The sequence below is a fragment of the Hypericibacter sp. genome (assembly GCF_050729195.1).
GTDB lineage: Bacteria > Pseudomonadota > Alphaproteobacteria > Dongiales > Dongiaceae > Hypericibacter.
On the sequence record NZ_JBOHKS010000182.1, the window covers coordinates 1 to 19,807 of the forward strand.

The following is a 19,807-nucleotide window of genomic DNA, read 5'->3' on the forward strand; positions in this document are numbered from 1 at the left end:
GTGATGCCCTTGGCGGCCGTTTCCAGCGCCAGCGCCTTGCTGAAGCCATGCATGGCGGCCTTGGCCGCGGCATAGTTCGACTGGCCGAACTGGCCCGACTGGCCGTTGATCGAGCCGATATTGAGGATGCGGCCGAAGCTCTTCTCGCGCATCGATTCGATCACCAACCGCGAGAGATTGAAGCAGCTGGTGATGTTGGTGCGGAGCACCTCGTCCCAGATCTGCGGCGTCATCTTATGCAGCGTCGTGTCGCGGGTGATGCCGGCATTGTTGACCAGGATCTCGATCGGTCCCTGCTCGGCGGTGATCTTCCTGATCGCGGCCTCGCAGGCGGCATAGTCGCCCACATCGAACTTCACCGCGGGGATGCCGGTCTCGGCGGTGAATTCCCGCGCGGCCGCATCGTTGCCCGAATAGTTCGCGACCACGCGGTAGTTCGCCTTCTTCAGCGCTTCCGCGATGGCGCGGCCGATGCCACGCGTGCCACCGGTAACGAGCGCAAGCCTGCTCATGATCTTCTCTCCCTGTCCCTGCCGGCCCGTTATCCAGGATTCTCGGTCTTAGCGTTCCACGCACCCAAATCTCAGCGTTCCACGCACATGGCGATGCCCATGCCGCCGCCGATGCAGAGCGTGGCGAGACCCTTCTTCGAGTTCCGCTTCTGCATCTCATGCAGCAGCGTCACCAGCACGCGCGCGCCCGAAGCACCGATCGGATGGCCGATCGCGATGGCGCCGCCATTGACATTGACCTTGCTCGCATCCCAGCCGAGTTCCTTGTTGACGGCGCAAGCCTGCGCCGCGAAGGCCTCGTTCGCCTCGATCAGGTCGAGATCGCCGATCTTCCAGCCCGCCTTGGCAAGGGCGGCGCGGCTGGAAGGAATGGGCCCCGAGCCCATGATCGCCGGATCGACGCCGGCCGTGGCCCAGGAAACGATACGCGCCAAGGGCGTCAGCCCGCGGCGCTTGGCTTCCTCGGCCGTCATCAGCACGACCGCGGCGGCGCCGTCATTGATGCCCGAGGCGTTGCCGGCCGTGACCGTGCCGTTCTCCTTGAGAAAGGCCGGGCGAAGTTTCGCCAGCGTTTCGGCCGTGGTGCCGGCGCGCGGATATTCGTCGGTGTCGACGGTGATATCGCCCTTGCGATCCTTGATCGTGACCGGGACGATCTCGTCCTTGAATCGGCCGGCCTGCTGCGCCGCCACGGCCTTCGCTTGCGAGCCCGCCGCGAACTCGTCCTGCTGGGCGCGCGTGATCTGCCATTTCTGCGCCACGTTCTCGGCGGTGTTGCCCATGTGATAGCCGTTGAAGGCGTCCCACAGCCCGTCCTTGATCATGGTGTCGACCATCTCGGCCGGGCCCATCTTCACGCCGTTGCGCAGATGCGTGGCATGCGGCGCCTGGCTCATGCTCTCTTGGCCGCCCGCCACCACGATCTTGCTGTCGCCGCCGCGGATCGCCTGGAAACCCAGCGCCACCGCGCGCAGGCCCGAGCCGCAAAGCTGGTTGATGTTGTAGGCGGTCTTCTCATAGGGGATGCCGGCGCCGACCGCCGCCTGGCGCGCCGGATTCTGCCCTTCGGCCGCGGTCAGGATCTGACCGAGCACGACCTCGTCCACTTCGCCGGGCTCGACCTTGGCGCGCGCCATCGCGGCCTTGATCGCGACCTCGCCCAGCTTGTGCGCGGGCAGGCTCGACAGCGATCCATTGAAGGAACCGACCGGCGTGCGCGCCGCGCCGACGATGACGATCTCGGACATGGGACGGAACTCCTTGCTGCTTCCCGGCGATGCGAACAGCCGCGGGGGGAAAGGGGAAGGCCGCCTGCGGTTCTTAGGGGGATCCCGGACGGCGCGTCTCGTCCGACCTTACTCGTCCCGGGCCGGGCGCCGCAAGCCGAGGTCCCCGGCTTGGGGAAGCCCGTGATGTCGCAGGGCTTTGCTGCCTTTCGTTATGACACGCAGATGCAATCAAGCGCCCTTGCGAATGACGTCCAGCTCATGCCGGCAGGCGCGCCATCCACGCCGCCAGAGGCCGCCAGAGCTTCGGCTTGGCGCTGCCGCCCACCACCATGCCGATATGGCCGGCGGCGGGGGCGAGGCGCTCGGCCCGGGGCAGCGCCTTGGCCAGCGCCAGCGCCGAGGCCGGCGGCACGATGCGGTCCTGGTCGGGGATCACCACCAGCGAGGGGAGATCGATCCTCGCGGGATCGACGATCTCGCCCGCGACCCGCCAGCGAAGGGTCGCGGGCGTGTTCTCGCCATACCATCCCGTCATGCATTCGCGCGCGACGGGTGCGGCCAGCGGCACGCCGTCATTGAGCCAGTCCTCGAGCGCCACGAAGAGCTTCGCCTTGTCGCTCTCCGGATCGAGCTCGGCGAAGGACAGGAACTTGCGCACGATCTGGAAGGGATCGACGCCGGCGAAGAGCGATTGCAGCGCATCGACCGGCATCTCTCCCAGATGCGCGAAGGTCGGCTCCAGGGTCGAGGCCATCGCGCCGATGAGCTTCCCCTGCTCCGGATGCTCGGCATGGAAGTCCCAGGGTGTGGCCATCAGCACAAGCCCGGCGAGATCGCGCTGGCGCGCTTGCGCCGCCGCGAGTGCCAGCAGGCCGCCCATGCAATAGCCCAGCATGACGATGGGACGGCCGGGCTCGCGCTCGGCGACCGCATCGAGCGCGCGGGAGAGACGGCCGGCGATATAATCGGTGAGGCCGAAGCGGCGCTCGGCTGGACCCGGCGCGTCCCAATCGAGCAGATAGACGGTGAAGCCTTCGCCGGCGAGAAACCGCATCAGGCTGCGATCCTCGTCGAGATCGAGCACATAGGCGCGGTTGATGAGCGACGGCACCACCAGAAGCGCCGGCTTGCGATCGACGCCCTTGCCGGTTTTCGCGTGGCTCTTCGCCGCGCCGAACGTCAGCAACCGCGCCGTGCCTTCGCGCCAGGCGACCGGCGGCTCGGCGATCTGGCGGCGGGCAGGAAAGGTCCGATAGGCGACGATGCCGGCGGCAAGGCGGTCGAGCCGCGCCACGGTCTCGCGTTCGAGCGCCGCGGCGAAATCGTCAGGATCGAGCTTTGCGAGATCGAGGCCGAGGGGCGCGAGGTTTTCCGGCAAGGGCGGCCTCGATTCCGGCGAGGCGGCGCTCCATATCCGCCAGCTGGCGAGCGAGCTGGTCCAGCCGAGCATGGCCGTCAGGAGATGCTGCGGCAGCGGCCGGGGGCCGAGCCTTGGCGGCGGCGTCCTGCTTGCGGCTTCGGCCATGACCGTCCTCGTTCTTTCCCGGGGCCTCGTTCTCTCCCGGGGGCTCGTTCACGCCACCGCTGGCCGCGACCAGCGTGGCCCCCATGGCCGCGACCGTGCGGGCGACCTGATCGAGCAGCGCCGGATCGCTGCCGAACGCCGTGAGCTGGCTCTCCCACAGATCGAGATAGCGCTTGGCCAGTTGGGCGAGGTCAGGCGGCTCGGCCATGGCGTCTGGGCCTCTGGGTTCGGAGCGTCGACTATAGCCAAGCCCTTGGCCTGTTTCCACTTGCTGCGGCGCAGGGCGGAAATCCTCGCGTTGCACAACGGGGCCGGAATCCTGCTATGCTGCGGCGCAACGGGTGACGACAGAGGTGACGCGCATGGAGGAAAAGTCCGAGGAAAAATCGGGGGCCAAGGCGCCGATCACCATCAAGAAATATGCCAACCGGCGTCTCTACAACACGGCCACCAGCAGCTATGTGACCCTCGACCATCTCTGCCAGATGGTGAAGGACGGCGTCGAGTTCGTGGTCTATGACGCCAAGAGCGGCGAGGACATCACCCGGTCGGTCCTGACCCAGATCATCGTCGAGGAGGAATCGAAGGGCGGGCAGAACCTGCTCCCCCTCAACTTCCTGCGCCAGCTCATCAGCTTCTATGGCGACAATCTCCAGTTCCTGGTGCCGCGATATCTCGAGCAGTCGATGGAATCCTTCGCGCGCAACCAGGAGCAGATGCGCCGCTACATGCATGACAGCCTCGGCGGCATGTTCCCGTTCGGCCGCTTCGAGGAGATGAGCAAGCAGAACCTGGTCTTCTTCGAACGTGCGATGCGGATGTTCAATCCGTTCCAGGCCGGCATGCCGCCGCAGCCCGGTGGCGCCCCGGGAGCCGCACCGCGCCCGAGCGAAGCCTCGCCGCGCAACAACGCGACGCCGCCGGCCGGTTCGCCGCCCCAGAGCGAGGATCAGATCGAGGAATTGCGCTCGCGGCTGGAAGCGATCCAGCGCGAGATCTCGTCGCTGGTCGGCAAGGCGCGCGAAGAGCATAAGTCCGACGGGAAGCCGCAAAAGAGCCCCGACAAGGGCGCACCCGACAAGAGCTGACGCCTTACGCCGGGATCAGGCGGCGCCGGCTTTCTTGGCGCCGCTCTTGAGCGCGGGCAAAGCCGCGACCGGCAGGGTCTCGGTGAGCCAGGGACGCTCGAGGCTCGGCCGGCCGAAATAATAGCCCTGCAGGTAATGGACACCCTCGTTGGTGAGGAAGCCCGCATCCTCGCCGGTCTCGACGCATTCGGCGACCGTCTTGAGGCCGAAGGCATCGGCCATGCCCAAGAGGTTGCGCACGAAGAGCTGATGCTCGGGATTGTCGCGCAGATTGCGGATGAAGCTGCCGTCGATCTTCACGATGTCGAAATTGAGTGCCTGCAGGTGACGGAAGCTGGTGTAGCCGGCGCCGAAATCGTCGAGCGACAGGCGGCAGCCGAGATCCTTCAGCTGCTGGATGAAGCGCGCCGTCTCTTCGACATCCTGCAGCGCCGTGGTCTCGGTGATCTCGAAGATCAGCCGGCGGGCCATTTCCGGGCGATCCTGCAACAGCAGCTTGAGCGCGCGGAACCAGCTCGGGTCGGCGGCGGTCAGGCCCGAGAGATTGACCGCCAGCTCGACGGTGGGGTGGATCGCCAGCTCGGCCGCCGCGAGCTCGAGCACATGGCGGTCCATCTGGCGCACCAGTCCCAGCTGCTCCACCACCGGCACGAAGGCGGCCGCGGGCACCAGCTCGCCGCTCGTGCTCTTGAGGCGGATCAGGCATTCATAAGACACAGGCTGATGCGAGCCGGCATCGACCACGGGCTGGAAGGCGAAGCAGAGGCGGTTCTCGGCGATCGCGCGCTCGACCTCGGTGACGATGGTCTGGCTGCGGCGATGCAGCAGGTTCTGCTGCTGCGAGGCCTGGTAGAGCGTGAATCGGTCGCGCCCGTCGCGCTTGGCCTGGCGCAGTGCGGTCTCGGCGCGGGTGACGATGTCCTCGGCCGTCATAGACTCGGGATTCGGGAAGGCCAGGCCGCCGATCGAGACCGTCACATGCACGCGCGCCGGATCGACCGGAATCGACATCTCGCGCACCGCCTGCAGGATGCGCTCGGCCGCGCGGTTCATCTGGATGTCGGAGCAGCGCGGCAGCAGCACGCCGAAACGGTCGGCACCGATGCGACCGACCGTGTCCGAGGAGCGCAGGATGTGGTCGAGATGCTGGCCGATCGCGATCAGCACCTGGTCGCCCGCCTGATAGCCGAAGGCGTTGTTGACCTTGCTCAGATTGTCGACGCCGATCACCAGGAAGGCGCTGGTGACGTTGGCCTCGTAGCTGTCCTTGAGGCAGAGGTCGATCGAATCGCGCAGCCGCAGCTTGTTGAAATGACCGGTGAGGTCGTCGAAGCTCGCCAGCCGCTCGAGCCGCGCCTCATGCTGCTTGCGCGCATTGATCATGCGTAGCGTGCCGATCAGCCGTTCCGGATCGCCGCCATCCCCGAGCTTCACGGCGCCGCGATCATGCACCCAGCATTCCTCGCCGCTCTGCAGCCGCAGGCGGTACTCGCAGTCATAGGGCGCATGCTGGTTGAAATGCTCGGTCAGCGACTTGAGGCGCTGCGGCAGATCTTCCGGATGGATGTGACTGGCGAGCATGCGACCGGAGTCCGGCACCAGCTCATCGCCCGTGCCGAAGAAACCGCTCGCCAACCCGACCCATTCGATCCGGTCGGCGGTCAGGTCCCAGTCATAAACAAGATCGCCGGAAGCCTCGATGGCATCCCGAACCCAATCCTTGGAATCGGGGCCCGTCTGCGGCCAAGACCGCGCCGTCATGGGCAACAACCTCCTACCTGAAGGCATCCTGCCGGCGGCAATCAGGAAACCAAGTGCCCTAACCTGGAACCCTCGCCGGCTTCCCGGACGATAGGGGCCGCGGCTTTAAGAATCTATGAAACCAGATGGTTGCCCCGAGACCGCACAGTCTTGCGCTAAATGCGGCGGATTTCTGCGGATTTAGCTCGAATTTGAAGTTAACTGCCTAATACCATTTTAACCATGTTTGTTAGCGATCTCGGCTTGTCCCAGAGGCGTTTACCTCAATAATCGGATTGAGAGGCCGGCTTACGGCCCTGGAGGACAAAAGAATGCCGCTCGATATCGTGACACCCCCGATATCGTCATCGATTACCAGACAGGATCGCTGGCAAGCCTATCTGCCGCGGGCCGACCGGCCTGCGGAGGCGAGTTCGGTCGATCTCTTTGCGGCCTCGGCGCCGCCGGAAATTTCGCGCGCCCAGACCCCGCCTGCGGGCAGCAGCGCCGCCTTCCTCGCCCAGATCCTGGCCCAGGCCGACAGCGGCAAGCCGCGTGCCAGCGCCCCCCTGCCGCCCGCCAGAGCCACCCTGGTCGCACAGCGATATGAGCTGGCCGAGAGCCGCGATGCCATCCTGCGCGGCGAGCCCATTCTGTTTCGCGTCCGCGCCTGAGCGCCGCCTTCGGGCGCGCTCGCCGTTCGATCTACAGATCCGCAGAGCCATCGACGCCCGGCCATCGTCGGCCTTATGCTGGCGCCCGCTTGCTTGAAGACCCGTCAGCAGAATTGCGGTCGAAACCCTCATGCGCATTCTCGTCTTCCAACATATCGCCTGCGAGCATCCCGGCATCTTTCGCGAGTTCCTGCAGAGCGACGGCATCGCCTGGGACGCGATCGAACTCGATGAGGGGCAACCCATCCCGGCCCTCGATCGCTATGACGCGCTCTGGGTCATGGGCGGGCCCATGGATGTGTGGCAAACCGACCAGCATCCGTGGCTGGTGGCTGAGAAGGCCGCCATCCGCCAGGCCGTGCTCGGCCGGCGCATGCCCTATCTGGGCCTCTGCCTGGGCCATCAGTTGCTGGCCGATGCGCTGGACGGCGAATGCAAGCTCATGGCGAAGCCCGAGATCGGCGTGCTCGGCGTCGAGCTCACCAAGGAGGCCCATCGCGACGTGCTGTTCCGCGGGCTGCCGACCAAAGCCAAGGCGCTGCAATGGCATTCGGTCGAGGTGACCAAGTTGCCCTCGCAGGCGACGGTGCTGGCGCGCTCGCCCGATTGCGCGGTCGAGGCGATGCGGGTCGGCGAACGGGCCTGGGGCATCCAGTATCATGTCGAGATCACCGGCGAGACCGTGCCGCAATGGGGCTGCGTGCCTGAATATGCCAAGGCCCTGGCGGGCAGGCTCGGCGCCGACGCCCTGCCTCAGATCGAGGCCGCGGCCAAGCAGGAGCTGGCCTCGATGACGCTGGCGGCGCGCCGGCTCTATGACAATTTCCTCGGCGTCGCACGCGCTCACAAGGCCGCGCGCGGGTCGGGCCGCGCCGCGCAATAGCGCTCAGATCTCGCGGCGCAGGGCCACACCCGCAACGACGAGGCCGATGCCGAGCAGCTCCGTCAGGCTCGGCATCTGCTGCAGCACAATGAAGCCGATCAGGCTCGCCATCGCCGGCAGCACCCAGCCTCGGGCAATGGCCACTCCAGCGGTGCATATCTATATTCTTCGCGACGAAGCAACCGAAGGGAGGCGGTGATGGTCGGGAAATGTGCGTTTGCAGCAATTGTCGCGGCGGGTTGGCTGGTGACAAGCACGGTGTCCTTCGCGGACGAGGCTGCCAAGGCCGATGCGCCCGAGGAATTTGACTTCGTCCAGACGGCGACTTCGGGGAACTTCAAGGACGGCCTCCTGACGCTCAATGGGATCGGCAAGACGACGACCTTTTTTGGCGAGCGGCCCAACCGCGACATCGGCGAAATACCGTACGACGAGTTCGTAAAGTCTTGGGATGCCGCGAAGGAGAGTTTTGCCGCCGATCCGCCCAATGCCAGCCTCGTCACCCACAATAGCGGGCAGGCCGGCATCGCCATCGTCGAGCTAAGCGAACCCGCGCTCGCGGGAAACGCGATCAGCTACCATGCCAAACTTCTCGGCGGAGATCTGCCGGAAAGCATCGGGCCGGCGTCGCTGTTCATTGATCCGGGCTTCATCGCCGCTGCATTATTCAAGTTCCATCAGCACAAACAAAATCCCCCAAACTGACGGAAGTCTCGCGCCAATCCTGATCGGGGTGAATCCCCGGCCTGGCGGTAACCGGCGCCACCATCATGGCCGCGGCCAGCGCGCGGATCGGGACGCGTCGCGCAGTAACGCAGGCGCGACCCGCTCAGCTTTCGCGGCGCAGGGCCACGCCCGCCGCCACAAGACCGATGCCGAACAGCTCGGCCAGGCTCGGTATCTGCCGTAGCACGACGAACCCGATCAGGCTCGCCATCGCCGGCAGCACCGAGAGCAGCAGCGCGAAATGCGCGCGGGACAATCGCGCCATGGCGAGCTGGTCGCAGATATAGGGCACCACCGACGAGGCGATGCCGACGCCAGCACCCGCCAGCAGCAGCAACGGATCGCCGAAGGCGGGCCAGGCGGCACCGATCCCGAAGGGCGTGATGACGACGAGGGCCACGCCCATCGCCGCCCCCAGCCGCTCGATGCCGGCGGCACCGCCGGAGGCCGCGATGCGATGGCCCAGCAGGATATAGAGCAGGAACAGCCCCGCATTGGCGAAGGCGAAGAGATAGCCCAGCGGCTCGCCCGCCAACCGGATGTCGGTCAGGATCGCGACGCCGGCGACCGCGAGGCCCAGGGCCAGGAGATTGCGCGCGGTTCGCATGCCGATGGCAGCGAGCGCGATCGGGCCGATGAACTCGATGGCGCCGACCGTGCCCAAGGGCAGCCGATCGATCGCCAGATAGAAGAAACCGTTCATCGCCGCCAGCACGAGACCCAGCGCCAGCACGGTCAGGCGCTGGGCCCGCGTGGCCCGGAACCAGAAACGCCAGGCGCGGCGCGACAGGCCGAAGATAACGGCCGCGGTCGCGACGCGCAGCCAGGCCACGCCCAGCACTTCGATCCTCGCGAACAGCAGAACCGCGAAGGACGGCCCCAGATAATGGAAGACCGCGCTGACCATGAAATAGCCCAGCGGCGGGACGCGCCCGGCGAGCGCGCCGATCAGGGCTGGCGATGCAGGCTGGGTCTCCGGTGATGGCGAAGAATCCATGACCACCCTATGATCGGGCGGCGGATGCAGGTTCTTCCATATCGAGGCGAAAGAATTTTGGAGATTCTTCGATGAAATCGAAAGCGAAGCGGCCGGTCGGCCTTCAAATGTCGAAATTGCTGCAGGATCCCCGCAATCTCGATCTGCTCCGTCACTTGCGCGCGGATCCGCGCATGGCGATCTCGGCGCTCGCGCGCAAGGTGAAGATGTCAGCGCCGGCGGTGAAGGAACGCGTCCAGCGCCTCGAAGAGGCCGGCATCATCCTGGGCTATCGCCTCGAGCTCGATCCGGCCGCCCTCGGACTGCCGATCGCAGCGATCATCCGCATCCGTCCGATGCCCGGCCAATTGCCCAAGATCGCGAAGCTCGCCCAGTCGCTGCCGCAGGTGACCGAATGTCATCGCATCACCGGCGAGGATTGTTTCCTGATGAAGATCCATCTGGAATCGCTCGACGCGCTTGATCCCCTGCTCGACCGCTTCCTCGTCTTCGGCCAGACCACGACCTCGATCATCCAGTCGAGCCCCGTTCCCTCGCGCACGCCACCGCTGCCCGACGAACGTTGACAGCCGAAGAGTCGGCGCAAGGATGTTGGAAGTGTTTCGGTCCCGCCCGCGTGAGTTAAGGTCCGAGGAGAGAGGCGCTCGAACGTTTGTCACGCGGGCGGAAACCGGCAGGCCCTAGTCGTCGCGAGGGCCCGAACCGCCGGTCGACTGCTGGGCAAACAAGGGGAGAGCCAAGTTTCGCCCAACCGGTCCCGCGACCGGCGGATCCCGATGGAAGTCCTTGCCGGGTCCGAGCCCGGGGATCAGGCGTCTAGTCCGTCAGAGCAGGCCCCCGCCCGCCCTGGATCCCCAAACCTCGTTCCGGCCATCCCACCCACCGAAATTCCGATCCTGCTGGCTCGTGACCGAGGCTGTTCGGAGCGTCACGCTGTCATGTCCGCCACGTTCCGAACCGGTCGCGATGCCAATCCCTGCCAGCACCAGAAGCACCAAAAATATCAAAGACTTGAAGATGAACCTGGCGCGCTGCGTGAGGGCCGTCATAGCGGTGGATAAGATGCAATTAAGAACCATTCGCAGACATGTTTAAGGCCCTGGCAGAGGCCTGTCAAGCGTTGTCGCGAATGATTCGCAAAAAGACGGAGGGAGGAACTAGCGGGGCTTTTTTTCGGCCGCGAGGAAGCGCGCGAGGTCGACCACGGCCCGCTGATGGCGCCCGCGCATGACGACGCGATCGCCCTGGCGCGCCTCGACCTGGAAATCCACGCGCCGGCCCTGGACCGCGGTCACCTCGGCCGTCGCCTCGATCGGCTGCCCCAGGGGCGCCGCCGCCAGATGCTCGATATCGACCTTGGTGCCGACACTGACCTCACCGGCCTCGTAGCAGTCGAGGATCGCGCGATGGCTCGCATCCTCGAGGAAACCGATCAAGGCCGGCGTCGAGACCACATGCACGCCCGCATTGCCGATCGCCGAGGCCGTGTGCGAGGGGCTCGGCTCGATGCGATAGACCCCGCGCGCGCCGATCGCGATCGGCTTCATGCGGAGATGCGGCGCTCATAGCGCGCCTGGAAGATGAAGCCCAGGAAGTTCATCAGGATCTGCGCCGCGAGGAAGCAGGTGATGCCGCTCTGGTCGTAATGCGGCGCGACCTCGACCAGGTCGATGCCGGCCACATCGCCCTGGCGCGCCAGTCCCTGCAGGATCTCCAGCACTTCGTAATAGAGGAAGCCGCCATGGCTCGGCGTGCCGGTGCCCGGTGCTATCGAGGGATCGAAGCCGTCGATATCGATGGTGACGTAATAGCGCTTGCCGGCGGGAATCTTCGCAAGCGTTCCCGCCGTGCCGAGGCGGCGCACGTCGCGCACCGACAGGATCGCGGATCCCGCCTGGCGCGCCGCCTCGTAATCCTCGCGGTTCGAGGACGAGACATTGCGGATGCCGAGCTGCGTCATGCCCTCGACATGCGACATCTCCGACGCGCGGCGCAGCGGATTGCCATGGCCGTAGCGCACGCCATGCCGCTCGTCGACGAAATCGAGATGAGCATCGAAATGGACGATATGAACGGGCTTCTCGTCGGAGAAGGCCGCGATCACGGGCGCATGGATCGCATGATCGCCGCCGAGGCAGAGCGGCATCGCGCCCGCCTTCAGGATCTGGCGCACGGCCGCCTCGGTGTTGCGATGGCAGGCCATGGTGTCGGTATGGACCATGTCCACGTCGCCAGCATCGACCATGCGGACCTTCTCGGTCGGCAGATAGACCACGTCATCCTCGTGGTCGTAGGCGCCCGCATGGCCGAAACAAAACAAGGTCGATGCCTCGCGAATGCCACGGGGCCCGAAGCGCGCCCCGGCGCGATACTGCGTCCCCATGTCGAACGGCACCCCCAGCACCGCCACGTCCGCATCGATCTTCCCGAGATCGGTGCAGATCGGCTGCTTGGCGAAGGTGCAGTGCCCGACGAAGGGCAAATTGAGTCGGCCGGTCTCATAGCCATGCTGGGCCATCGGATCTCACGCTCCTGGTCGCGTCGACGATGCGCACGGGGTTCAGGACCGGGCGCTGGCGGCGCCTACGGTAGAACGCCGCCGGAGCAGCGCCAAGCCGCCTTTGCGCCATATTCGCGCGCTAACGTCGCGCGGTCGCTTTTGCCGCGTCCCTGCGCCGCTTAGCGATTTGCTTTCACCTTCTCAACATGGAGTTCGAGCGATTCGGCCGATGCAACAGGCTTTGCCGCCCTTGGAATTGCAGCCCGGTTCGCCGGCGATGCGCTTGAATCGCCTGGAGCCGGACGATCTCCGCCGCCGCCTGGCGCTGTTCCTCGATATCGACGGGACCCTGATCGATCTCGCCGCAACCCCGCATTCGGTCACCATCCCCGACATGCTGCCCGCCGTGCTGCGGACGCTCGAGCTGCAGCTCGACGGCGCGCTGGCGCTCGTCACGGGCCGCAGCCTCACCGACGTCGATCGCCTGTTCTCGACGCATCGCTTCACCGTGGGCGCGCAGCATGGCGGCGAGATGCGGGGGCCCGCGCGCCAGCCGCGCCAGGAAATGATGTTCGTGGCGGCACTCAACCGGCTGCGGCCGCGGCTGGAGACGATCCTGCCCAGCTGGAAGGGATTGCTGCTCGAGGACAAGGGCCGCTCGATCGCGATCCACTACCGGCAGAACCCGGGCGTCGCCTACGAGCTCAAGACCACGCTGCAGCGGCTCCTCTCGCTCGAGGCAGAAGCCCTGGAACTGCTGGAAGGCAAATGCGTTTTTGAGATCAAACCGAAGAACTTCGACAAGGGTGACGTGGTGCGGGCGCTGATGCTGGTGGCTCCGTTCAAAGGTCGAGTGCCGATTTTCATCGGCGACGACGAGACCGACCGCGCCGGCATGGTGGCGTCGCGCGCCCATGCGGGCTGCGCCATCCGCGTGGGCGACAAGCGCGACCTTCTGGCCGATGGCTTCCTGCCCTCGCCGGCCGCGACACGGGCTTGGCTGCGCGAGCTTTCCATCCGATTCGATCGCGGCGTGAATGCCGCGCAGTGAGATTTTCTCCATGAAATTTGCTTCATGAAATCCGCTCCTCCTCAAGCCAATCTCGATCTGGCGGCCGTCGGCAATTGCATCGTGGCCTCGCTCATCGATCGACGCGGCCGCCATGTGTGGCATTGCCATCCGCGTCTCGATGGCGATCCCGTCTTCAGCGCGCTGGTCAATGGCCAGGATCCCGAGGCCGGATTCTGGGATGTCGAGCTGCGTGGCACCGTCGAGAGCCGGCAGCATTATGTCGGCAATGCCGCGATCCTCGTGACGCATCTCAGCAGCGAGGAAGGCGACGAGATCCGCATCACGGATTTCGCGCCCCGCTTCAAGCATTACGGCCGGATCTTTCGCCCGGCGCAGCTCATCCGCCGGATCGAGCCGATGCGCGGTCGTCCCGTGATCCGGGTTCGCATGCGACCGCATTTCCGCTATGGCGCGGTACCGCCGCAGAAGATACCCGGCAGCAACAGCATCCGCTATGTCGGCCCCGATTTCGCGTTGCGCCTCACCACCGATGCGCCGCTCGCCTATCTCGCCGACGAATCGCCCTTCGTGCTGCATGCGCCGGTCACCATGATCCTGGGCGGCGACGAGGTCATCGCCGACTCGCTCTCCAGCCTGGCGCGCCATCACTATGAGGAGACGCTCGACTATTGGCAGGACTGGGCGCGCTATCTCAATGTGCCGTTCGAATGGCAATCGGCGGTGCTGCGCGCGGCCCTCGGATTGAAGCTCTGCTCCTACGAGGAGACCGGCGCCGTGGTCGCCGCGCTCACCACCTCGATTCCGGAATCCGCCAATAGCGGACGCAACTGGGATTACCGCTTCTGCTGGCTGCGCGATGCCTATTTCGTGGTGCGGGCCCTCAATCGCCTGGGTGCCACGCGCACCATGGAAGACTTCATCCGCTACATCACCAATCTCCTGGCGATCGAGCCGGCGCCCGCGCTGAAGCCGCTCTATCCGATCGTTCCCTCGACCTCGGTCGAGGAGGTCACGGCCCCGCATCTGGCCGGTTACCGGGGCATGGGGCCGGTGCGCGTCGGCAATGCGGCGGCACTGCAGACCCAGAACGATTCCTATGGCAGCGTCATCATGGCGGCGGCGCAGATGTTCTTCGACGAGCGGCTGCCCAAGCGCGGCGACGCCGCCTTGTTCGAGCGCCTCGAGCAGGTCGGCAACGCGGCGGCGACGCTCGGCATGCAGCCGGATGCGGGCCCCTGGGAGTTTCGCGGCCGCCAGGCGGTTCATAGCTACTCGGCCGTAACAAGCTGGGCCGGCTGCCATCATCTGGCGCAGATCGCCGCGCGTCTGGGATTCGCCGACAAGGCCCATCATTGGAAGCGCACGGCCGATGGCTTGCGGATGGAGATCCTGGAGCGGGCCTGGAATCCGAAGCTCAAAAGCTTCGTCAGCGCCTTCGACGGCAAGGAGATCGATGCCAGCCTGCTGCTCTGGCCCGAGTTGGGCTTCATCGCACCCAAGGATCCGCGGTTCCTCTCGACCTTCGACGTGATCGAGAAGCAGCTCCGGCGGGGCACGCATATGATGCGCTATATCGCGCCCGACGATTTCGGCTCGCCCGAAAGCGCCTTCACCGTCTGCAGCTTCTGGTATGTGAATTCGCTGGCCACCGTCGGCCGCCCGGAAGAGGCGCGCGAGATTCTGGAATCGCTGCTGGCCAGCCGCAATTCCTCGGGCTTCCTGTCCGAGGATGTCGCGCCCGCCACCGGCGAGCTCTGGGGGAACATGCCGCAGACCTACTCGATGGTCGGTCTGATCGGCGCCTGCATGCGGCTCAGCAAGAGCTGGGAGGAGGGATTTTGGAACGGCTCGTAATCGTTTCGAACCGGGTCCCCCTGCCGCGACAGCGCGGGGCCCAGGCGGGCGGCCTCGCCGTCGCGCTCCGCGATGTGTTCGGCAAGGCCGAGGGCTTCTGGTTCGGCTGGAGCGGCGAGGTCACCGACCAGACCAGCGGCGAGCTGCGCTTCACGCGCTCGGGCCGCATGACCTTCGCGGTCATGGATCTCGGCCGCAACGACTATGAGCGTTACTATAACGGCTTCGCCAATGCCTGCCTCTGGCCGCTGCTGCATTACCGCCTCGGCCTGCTGGATTTCCATCGCGAGGATTATCACGGCTACATGGCCGTGAATCGCGCGATGGCGGCGGCCCTGAAGCCGCTGCTGCGCCCCTACGACCGCATCTGGGTCCATGACTATCATCTGATTCCGATGGGCCAGGAGCTGCGCAAGCTCGGCGTCAACAACCCGATCGGCTTCTTCCTGCACACGCCTTTCCCGCCGGCCGATCTGTTCGAGGCGCTGCCGGCCCATGACAGCCTGGGCGAGAGTTTCCTGGGCTACGATCTCATCGGCCTGCAGACCGAGCGCGACCGGCGCTCCTTCTTCGATTTCGTCACGCGCAATCTGGGTGGGCGGGTTCATCCTGACGGGCAGTTCGAGGCCTTCGGTCGCAGCAGCCGCGCCGGCGTGTTCGGCGTCGGGATCGACGCGCCGGTCTTCGCGAACATCGCGGCGGAGGCCGAAACGGCCGACGAGACGATCCGGCTTCAGGAAAGCCTGGCGGGGCGGTTGCTGGCGATCGGCGTGGACCGGCTCGATTTCAGCAAGGGCCTGCCGAACCGCTTCCATGCCTATGGCAAGCTGCTCGAGCGCTGGCCCGAGCACAAGGCGAAGGTCACCTATCTCCAGATCGCGCCCCATTCGCGCGGCGAGATCGCGACCTATCGCACCCTGCGCCGCGAGCTCGAGCAGATCGCGGGCCGCATCAACGGCAAGCATGCCGAGTTCGACTGGCAGCCGCTGCGCTATCTCAACAAGCCGCTGACGCGTCCTGTGCTGGCAGGCTTCTATCGCCTGAGCCGCATCGGGCTGGTGACGCCGCTGCGCGACGGCATGAATCTGGTGGCCAAGGAATATGTCGCGGCCCAGCCGCCGCAGGACCCCGGCGTGCTGATCCTGTCGCGTTTCGCGGGGGCTGCCGAAGGCCTGACCGCGGCGCTGCTGGTCAATCCGTTCGACGCGGATTCGATGGCGGACGCGATGCATGCCGCCCTCGTCATGCCGTTCGAGGAGCGGCATGCGCGCTGGCAGGCGATGATGCAGCAGCTCAAGACCGACGGGGCCGCCTGGTGGGCCAGCCGCTTCCTGGCGACGCTCGACGCCGCCAGCCGCGGCGCGCATTCCCTGTCGCCGACCGGCACCCAGTAACGCCCGCGAAGATAGCGCCTGCGCCTAGGCGGGCACCTTCATGCCGCGCTGGAGGGCCGGCCGCGCCGCCATCGCCGCCGCCCAACGCTTCAGGTTCGGCAGCTTGCCGCCCTCATGCAGCAGCGGCGCCCGGTAGTTGTAGGTTGGATAGAGCGCGAAATCGGCGATCGAGACCTCGCCTGCCAGATAGCCGCCCAGTCCCAGCAGGCGATCGGCTTCCTTGAAATGCAGCAGCAGCGTGTTGCGGATGAAGTCGGCATTCTTCGCCGAGCGGTCCGGCACGCGCTCCTCGGTCACGAAGAGCGCGCCGCTCCAGGGCGAGCAATCGGACATCGCGGCCATGAAGGCCTGCAGCACCAGCGGCCGCCGCGCCGGATCGGCGGGAAGGAATTTTCCGCTCGTCATGGCGCAATGAAGAACGATGGCGCCGCTCTGCGCGATCGTCAGCGGCTTCCCGCCGGGCCCTTGCGGATCGACCAGGACCGGCACCTGCCCGCGCGGATTGAGCGCCAGGAAAGCGACCGAATGCTGCTCGCCCTTCTGCAGATCGACCTTATGGACTTGATAAGGGATGCCGCATTCCTCGAGGACGATCGAGGCGCGCTGACCGTTCGTGGTGGCGGCGGTATAGAGCTCGATCATGACGCTTCCCCGGAGCTGACGAGGGCGAGACCTCAGCACAGCGCCCGCGTCATGCCAAGGGGATGAGCCACCCTGCCAGCCAGAAGGACGCGGCGGCGGGATCGAACGTGGCGGGGAAGGGCCGCGGGGCCGCCTTGTCGGCAACGGGATCGAGGGTTGCGTCGGCGCCGAGGGTCATCCCGGCGCCGTCATTCAGCGGACCCGTGTCACTGCAGCCAAGGTCGCTGGGCATTGTCGTTCACCGCCATGACCGCGACCCTGCTGGCCTCGCGGGCGGGCAGGAAGAGGTCATTGTCCGCCATCCGCGCGCTCAAGACACGCGAGGCCGACAGCAGCGAGGCGATCCGGTTCGAGCCGGTGAGCGCGAAGGCCGCCGCACGCGACCCTTCATTGTCGGCGGCCTGCGCCGACGCGAGCAGACCGAGGATCACCATCTCGTCGCGCCCCACGCAGGGACAGCAGGGATGATGGAAATGCAGCACGCGCTGTGTCTGCCCATGCAGCGCCTCGACGAAGCGCACGAACTCCTGCAGCGCGCGCTCGGATTCCTGGCTGCCGAAGCGGCGCGCGAATTCGCGCACGATGTAGCCCTTGAGCGAGACCGGCGCGATCCAGCAACGGAAGGCCCAGACCATCAGCCGCTCCGGCAATTCCAATTCCGACAGCAGCGCAGGTCCGCCGCCGAATTCACCGATGCCTGCCGGTCCACCTGCCGAAGCACTCATGCCGCTCATTTCCTCTGGGCTGTCGATCTCAGACAGCGGAGGCTATTGCAAATGCAAATGATTTGCAATTGCATGTATAAGTCTTTGATGATGAAAATGTTTTTAAGGAAATGCTGTTAGCCTGCGCTGCCCGGCCGCTTGGCTCGCGCCGTCGGCATCGCGGTCAGCGGATCCTCGGGCCAGGGATGTTTCGGATAGCGCCCGCGCATCTCCGAGCGCACGGCCTTGTAGGAGCCGCGCCAGAAGCCCGGCAGATCGCGCGTCACCTGCACCGGACGACCCGCGGGCGAGAGCAGCGCCAGCGTGATCGGCACGCGGCCTTCGGCGAGGCTCGGATGCTGCGCCAGGCCGAACAGCTCCTGCAGCTTGACCGAGAGCGTCGGCCCGCCATCGGCGCCGTAATCGATCGCCGCCTCGCGGCCCGTCGGCAAGGCGAGATGAGTGGGCGCAGCGCGCGGCAGCCGTCGGCGCTGGTCGACCGTCAGCAGCGCGTCGAGCGCGTGGCTCAGATCCTGGGCCTCGATGTCCGACAGCCGGCGCTTGCCAGCAAGGAACGGCCCCAGCCAATCCGCCAGATGCGCCTGGAGCGAAGCATCGCTCATATCCGGCCAACCCTCCTCGCCGTCCTTGGCCGGCGCGGCATGACGCATGAAATCGATCCGGGCGCGAAATTGCCGATGATGATCGTTCCACGGCAGCAGTTCGAGGCCGAGCCCGCGCACGCCTTCGACCAGGGCTTTCGCCACGGCATCGCCATCGGGCCGGTCGATCCTGACCTCGCCCAGAACGATCTGGCCCAGGCGGCGCAGCTTACGCGCCTTCACGCCACGCGTCGCAGGATCGAAGCCGATCTCCTCCGTCTCTTCGATATGGGCCGCGAAGTCGCTTTCGATCTCCGCTTCCGTGAGCTGTGCCGCGAGCAGGATGCGTGCCGAGGCCGCCTCGCCCGCGATCTCCGCCACGGCGAGATAGGGTTCCTGCCCGAGGGAGTCCGCGGCTTCGAGGCGGCCGCCGCGGCCGTTGGCCAGCAGATATTCCCCGCGCTTGCCGGGCCGGGCCTGGGCCACGCGATCGGGATAGGCGAGCGCCAGGATCGCGCCCGTGCGCGACAGATCGCGCGCTGTTCCTTTGGCCGCGCGTTTTCCTTCGGGCGTCGCGAGACGTTCCCAATTCTCCGCCAGCCGGCGTGCGTCGCGCGCGCGGGTCGCGCGATCGTTGCCGAACAGCGAGAGCCGATGGCGCAGATCGCTGTCATTGCCGCCGAGGCCCCGCTCGGTCAGCAGCAGCGCGATCTCGGCGCCGAGCCCGCCTTCGCCGCGTTCGGCCGCGGCCCGCACCATATGGGCGAGGCGCGGCGGCAGCGGCAGGCGCGCCAGCGCCCGGCCATGCGCGGTGATCCGGCCTTCCCGATCCAGCGCATCGAGGCCGACGAGCAATTCGCGCGCGGCCGAGAATCCGGCCTTGGGCGGCGGATCGAGCCAGGCAAGATCGCCTGGATCGGCGGCGCCCCATTCCGCCAGCGCCAACGCCAGTGCCGCCAGATCGGTCTCGAGAATCTCCGGCCGCGCGAAAGGCTCGAGCGCGCGGGTCTCGGCCTCGTCCCACAGGCGATAGCAGACGCCGGGCTCGGTTCGTCCGGCGCGGCCGCGCCGCTGGTCGGCGGCCGCCCGCGAGACGCGTACGGTCGCGAGCTCGGTCATGCCCTTGGCCGGATCGTAGCGCGGCACGCGGGCGAGGCCGGAATCGATCACCACCCGCACGCCCTCGATGGTGAGGCTGGTCTCCGCGATCGAGGTGGCGAGCACGATCTTCCGCTTGCCCTTGGCGGCGGGCGCGATGGCGAGATCCTGCTCGCCGCCCTCCATGGCACCGAAGAGCGGCGCGATGATCACATCGGGATCGCCAATGCTCTCGGCCAGGGACCGTTCGACGCGCCGGATCTCGCGGGCACCCGGCAGAAAGACGAGGAGGCTGCCGCTCTCGGCGCGCAATGCCCGCAGCACCGCATCCGCCACCTGCGGTTCGACCGGCCGGCGCGGTTCGCGGCCGAGATAATGCGTCTCGATCTCGAAGAGCCGGCCCTCGCTATGGATCAGAGGCGCGTCGCCACCATTGACGCCGAGCAGCTTCGCGACCCGCGCGCCATCGAGCGTCGCCGACATGGCGATGAGCCGCAGATCCTCGCGCAGATGGCGCTGCGCATCGAGCGCCAGCGCCATGCCGAGATCGGCATCGAGGCTGCGCTCATGGAACTCGTCGAACAGCACCGCCGCCACGCCCTCGAG

General features: G+C 66.6%; 20 protein-coding genes. 8 read left to right on the forward strand and 12 right to left on the reverse strand.

The genetic code is table 11. The features are described from left to right. The 4 genes from ACREE8_RS14075 to ACREE8_RS14090 form a co-directional block, all read right to left on the reverse strand. On the reverse strand, nt 1-512 hold a 512-nt coding region (locus tag ACREE8_RS14075; RefSeq protein ID WP_431573638.1), incomplete at its 3' end, for an SDR family NAD(P)-dependent oxidoreductase. Between the two features lie 71 nt (nt 513-583). After that, the gene (locus tag ACREE8_RS14080; protein ID WP_431573639.1) at nt 584-1,759 is read right to left on the reverse strand and encodes an acetyl-CoA C-acetyltransferase; all 1,176 of its coding nucleotides are present in this window, start codon (nt 1,757-1,759) and stop codon (nt 584-586) included. Nucleotides 1,760-1,997: 238 nt separating this feature from the next. Continuing rightward, a complete protein-coding gene (locus ACREE8_RS14085) occupies nt 1,998-3,119 on the reverse strand; it encodes an alpha/beta fold hydrolase (RefSeq protein ID WP_431573640.1) in 1,122 nt (373 codons plus the stop codon). After that, on the reverse strand, nt 3,067-3,474 hold the full coding sequence (locus ACREE8_RS14090; protein ID WP_431573641.1) for a hypothetical protein: 408 nt from the start codon (nt 3,472-3,474) through the stop codon (nt 3,067-3,069). The genes ACREE8_RS14085 and ACREE8_RS14090 overlap by 53 nt, the downstream gene beginning before the upstream one ends. 154 nt (nt 3,475-3,628) lie before the next feature. Between ACREE8_RS14090 and phaR the strand changes: the two genes are divergently transcribed. Beyond that, nucleotides 3,629-4,354 (forward strand): polyhydroxyalkanoate synthesis repressor PhaR, encoded by a 726-nt coding sequence (phaR, locus tag ACREE8_RS14095; RefSeq protein ID WP_431573642.1) that lies wholly within the window; start codon nt 3,629-3,631, stop codon nt 4,352-4,354. Between the two features lie 15 nt (nt 4,355-4,369). On the opposite strand, the gene ACREE8_RS14100 is transcribed toward phaR, so the two are convergent. Next, nucleotides 4,370-6,115 carry a putative bifunctional diguanylate cyclase/phosphodiesterase gene (locus tag ACREE8_RS14100; protein WP_431573643.1) on the reverse strand — a complete coding sequence of 582 codons (1,746 nt, stop codon included), beginning with the start codon at nt 6,113-6,115 and terminating at the stop codon, nt 4,370-4,372. 311 nt (nt 6,116-6,426) lie between these two features. Between ACREE8_RS14100 and ACREE8_RS14105 the strand changes: the two genes are divergently transcribed. Together ACREE8_RS14105 and ACREE8_RS14110 are read left to right on the forward strand one after the other, a co-directional pair. Then, a complete protein-coding gene (locus ACREE8_RS14105) occupies nt 6,427-6,768 on the forward strand; it encodes a hypothetical protein (RefSeq protein ID WP_431573644.1) in 342 nt (113 codons plus the stop codon). Nucleotides 6,769-6,898: 130 nt separating this feature from the next. Continuing rightward, complete coding sequence (locus ACREE8_RS14110) at nt 6,899-7,651, forward strand: type 1 glutamine amidotransferase (RefSeq protein WP_431573645.1); 753 nt, start codon at nt 6,899-6,901, stop codon at nt 7,649-7,651. Nucleotides 7,652-7,654: 3 nt separating this feature from the next. Here the strand turns inward: ACREE8_RS14110 and ACREE8_RS14115 are convergent, their stop codons facing one another. Beyond that, on the reverse strand, nt 7,655-7,795 hold the full coding sequence (locus ACREE8_RS14115) for a hypothetical protein (RefSeq protein WP_431573646.1): 141 nt from the start codon (nt 7,793-7,795) through the stop codon (nt 7,655-7,657). Between the two features lie 54 nt (nt 7,796-7,849). Here ACREE8_RS14115 and ACREE8_RS14120 point away from each other — a divergent pair, with 54 nt between their 5' ends. Continuing rightward, nucleotides 7,850-8,356 carry a hypothetical protein gene (locus ACREE8_RS14120; protein WP_431573647.1) on the forward strand — a complete coding sequence of 169 codons (507 nt, stop codon included), beginning with the start codon at nt 7,850-7,852 and terminating at the stop codon, nt 8,354-8,356. A gap of 124 nt (nt 8,357-8,480) precedes the next feature. Here the strand turns inward: ACREE8_RS14120 and ACREE8_RS14125 are convergent, their stop codons facing one another. After that, the gene (locus tag ACREE8_RS14125; RefSeq protein WP_431573648.1) at nt 8,481-9,374 is read right to left on the reverse strand and encodes an EamA family transporter; all 894 of its coding nucleotides are present in this window, start codon (nt 9,372-9,374) and stop codon (nt 8,481-8,483) included. Between the two features lie 71 nt (nt 9,375-9,445). Between ACREE8_RS14125 and ACREE8_RS14130 the strand changes: the two genes are divergently transcribed. Then, nucleotides 9,446-9,940, forward strand: coding sequence for an Lrp/AsnC family transcriptional regulator (locus ACREE8_RS14130; protein WP_431573649.1), 495 nt, complete (start codon nt 9,446-9,448; stop codon nt 9,938-9,940). Nucleotides 9,941-10,531: 591 nt separating this feature from the next. On the opposite strand, the gene ACREE8_RS14135 is transcribed toward ACREE8_RS14130, so the two are convergent. Beyond that, on the reverse strand, nt 10,532-10,921 hold the full coding sequence (locus tag ACREE8_RS14135; RefSeq protein ID WP_431573650.1) for a thioesterase family protein: 390 nt from the start codon (nt 10,919-10,921) through the stop codon (nt 10,532-10,534). Continuing rightward, nucleotides 10,918-11,892: an agmatinase gene (speB, locus tag ACREE8_RS14140; protein ID WP_431573651.1), complete on the reverse strand. Its 975-nt coding sequence runs from the start codon at nt 11,890-11,892 to the stop codon at nt 10,918-10,920. The genes ACREE8_RS14135 and speB overlap by 4 nt, the downstream gene beginning before the upstream one ends. A 259-nt stretch (nt 11,893-12,151) precedes the next feature. Here speB and otsB point away from each other — a divergent pair, with 259 nt between their 5' ends. Genes otsB through ACREE8_RS14155 form a run of 3 tightly spaced genes read left to right on the forward strand, consistent with a single transcriptional unit; the run spans nt 12,152 to nt 16,155 of the window. Beyond that, nucleotides 12,152-12,925, forward strand: a complete 774-nt coding sequence (otsB, locus tag ACREE8_RS14145) for a trehalose-phosphatase (RefSeq protein ID WP_431573652.1) — start codon at nt 12,152-12,154, stop codon at nt 12,923-12,925. Between the two features lie 24 nt (nt 12,926-12,949). Beyond that, nucleotides 12,950-14,761, forward strand: coding sequence for a glycoside hydrolase family 15 protein (locus tag ACREE8_RS14150; RefSeq protein WP_431573653.1), 1,812 nt, complete (start codon nt 12,950-12,952; stop codon nt 14,759-14,761). Further along, complete coding sequence (locus ACREE8_RS14155) at nt 14,746-16,155, forward strand: alpha,alpha-trehalose-phosphate synthase (UDP-forming) (protein WP_431573654.1); 1,410 nt, start codon at nt 14,746-14,748, stop codon at nt 16,153-16,155. The genes ACREE8_RS14150 and ACREE8_RS14155 overlap by 16 nt, the downstream gene beginning before the upstream one ends. 24 nt (nt 16,156-16,179) lie before the next feature. Here the strand turns inward: ACREE8_RS14155 and ACREE8_RS14160 are convergent, their stop codons facing one another. The 3 genes from ACREE8_RS14160 to hrpB form a co-directional block, all read right to left on the reverse strand. Continuing rightward, nucleotides 16,180-16,797 (reverse strand): glutathione S-transferase family protein, encoded by a 618-nt coding sequence (locus ACREE8_RS14160; RefSeq protein ID WP_431573655.1) that lies wholly within the window; start codon nt 16,795-16,797, stop codon nt 16,180-16,182. A 206-nt stretch (nt 16,798-17,003) separates the two neighbouring features. Further along, entirely contained in the window at nt 17,004-17,522 is a 519-nt protein-coding gene (locus ACREE8_RS14165; protein WP_431573656.1) for a hypothetical protein, read from the reverse strand. A 116-nt stretch (nt 17,523-17,638) separates the two neighbouring features. After that, on the reverse strand, nt 17,639-19,807 hold a 2,169-nt coding region (gene hrpB, locus ACREE8_RS14170; protein WP_431573657.1), incomplete at its 5' end, for an ATP-dependent helicase HrpB.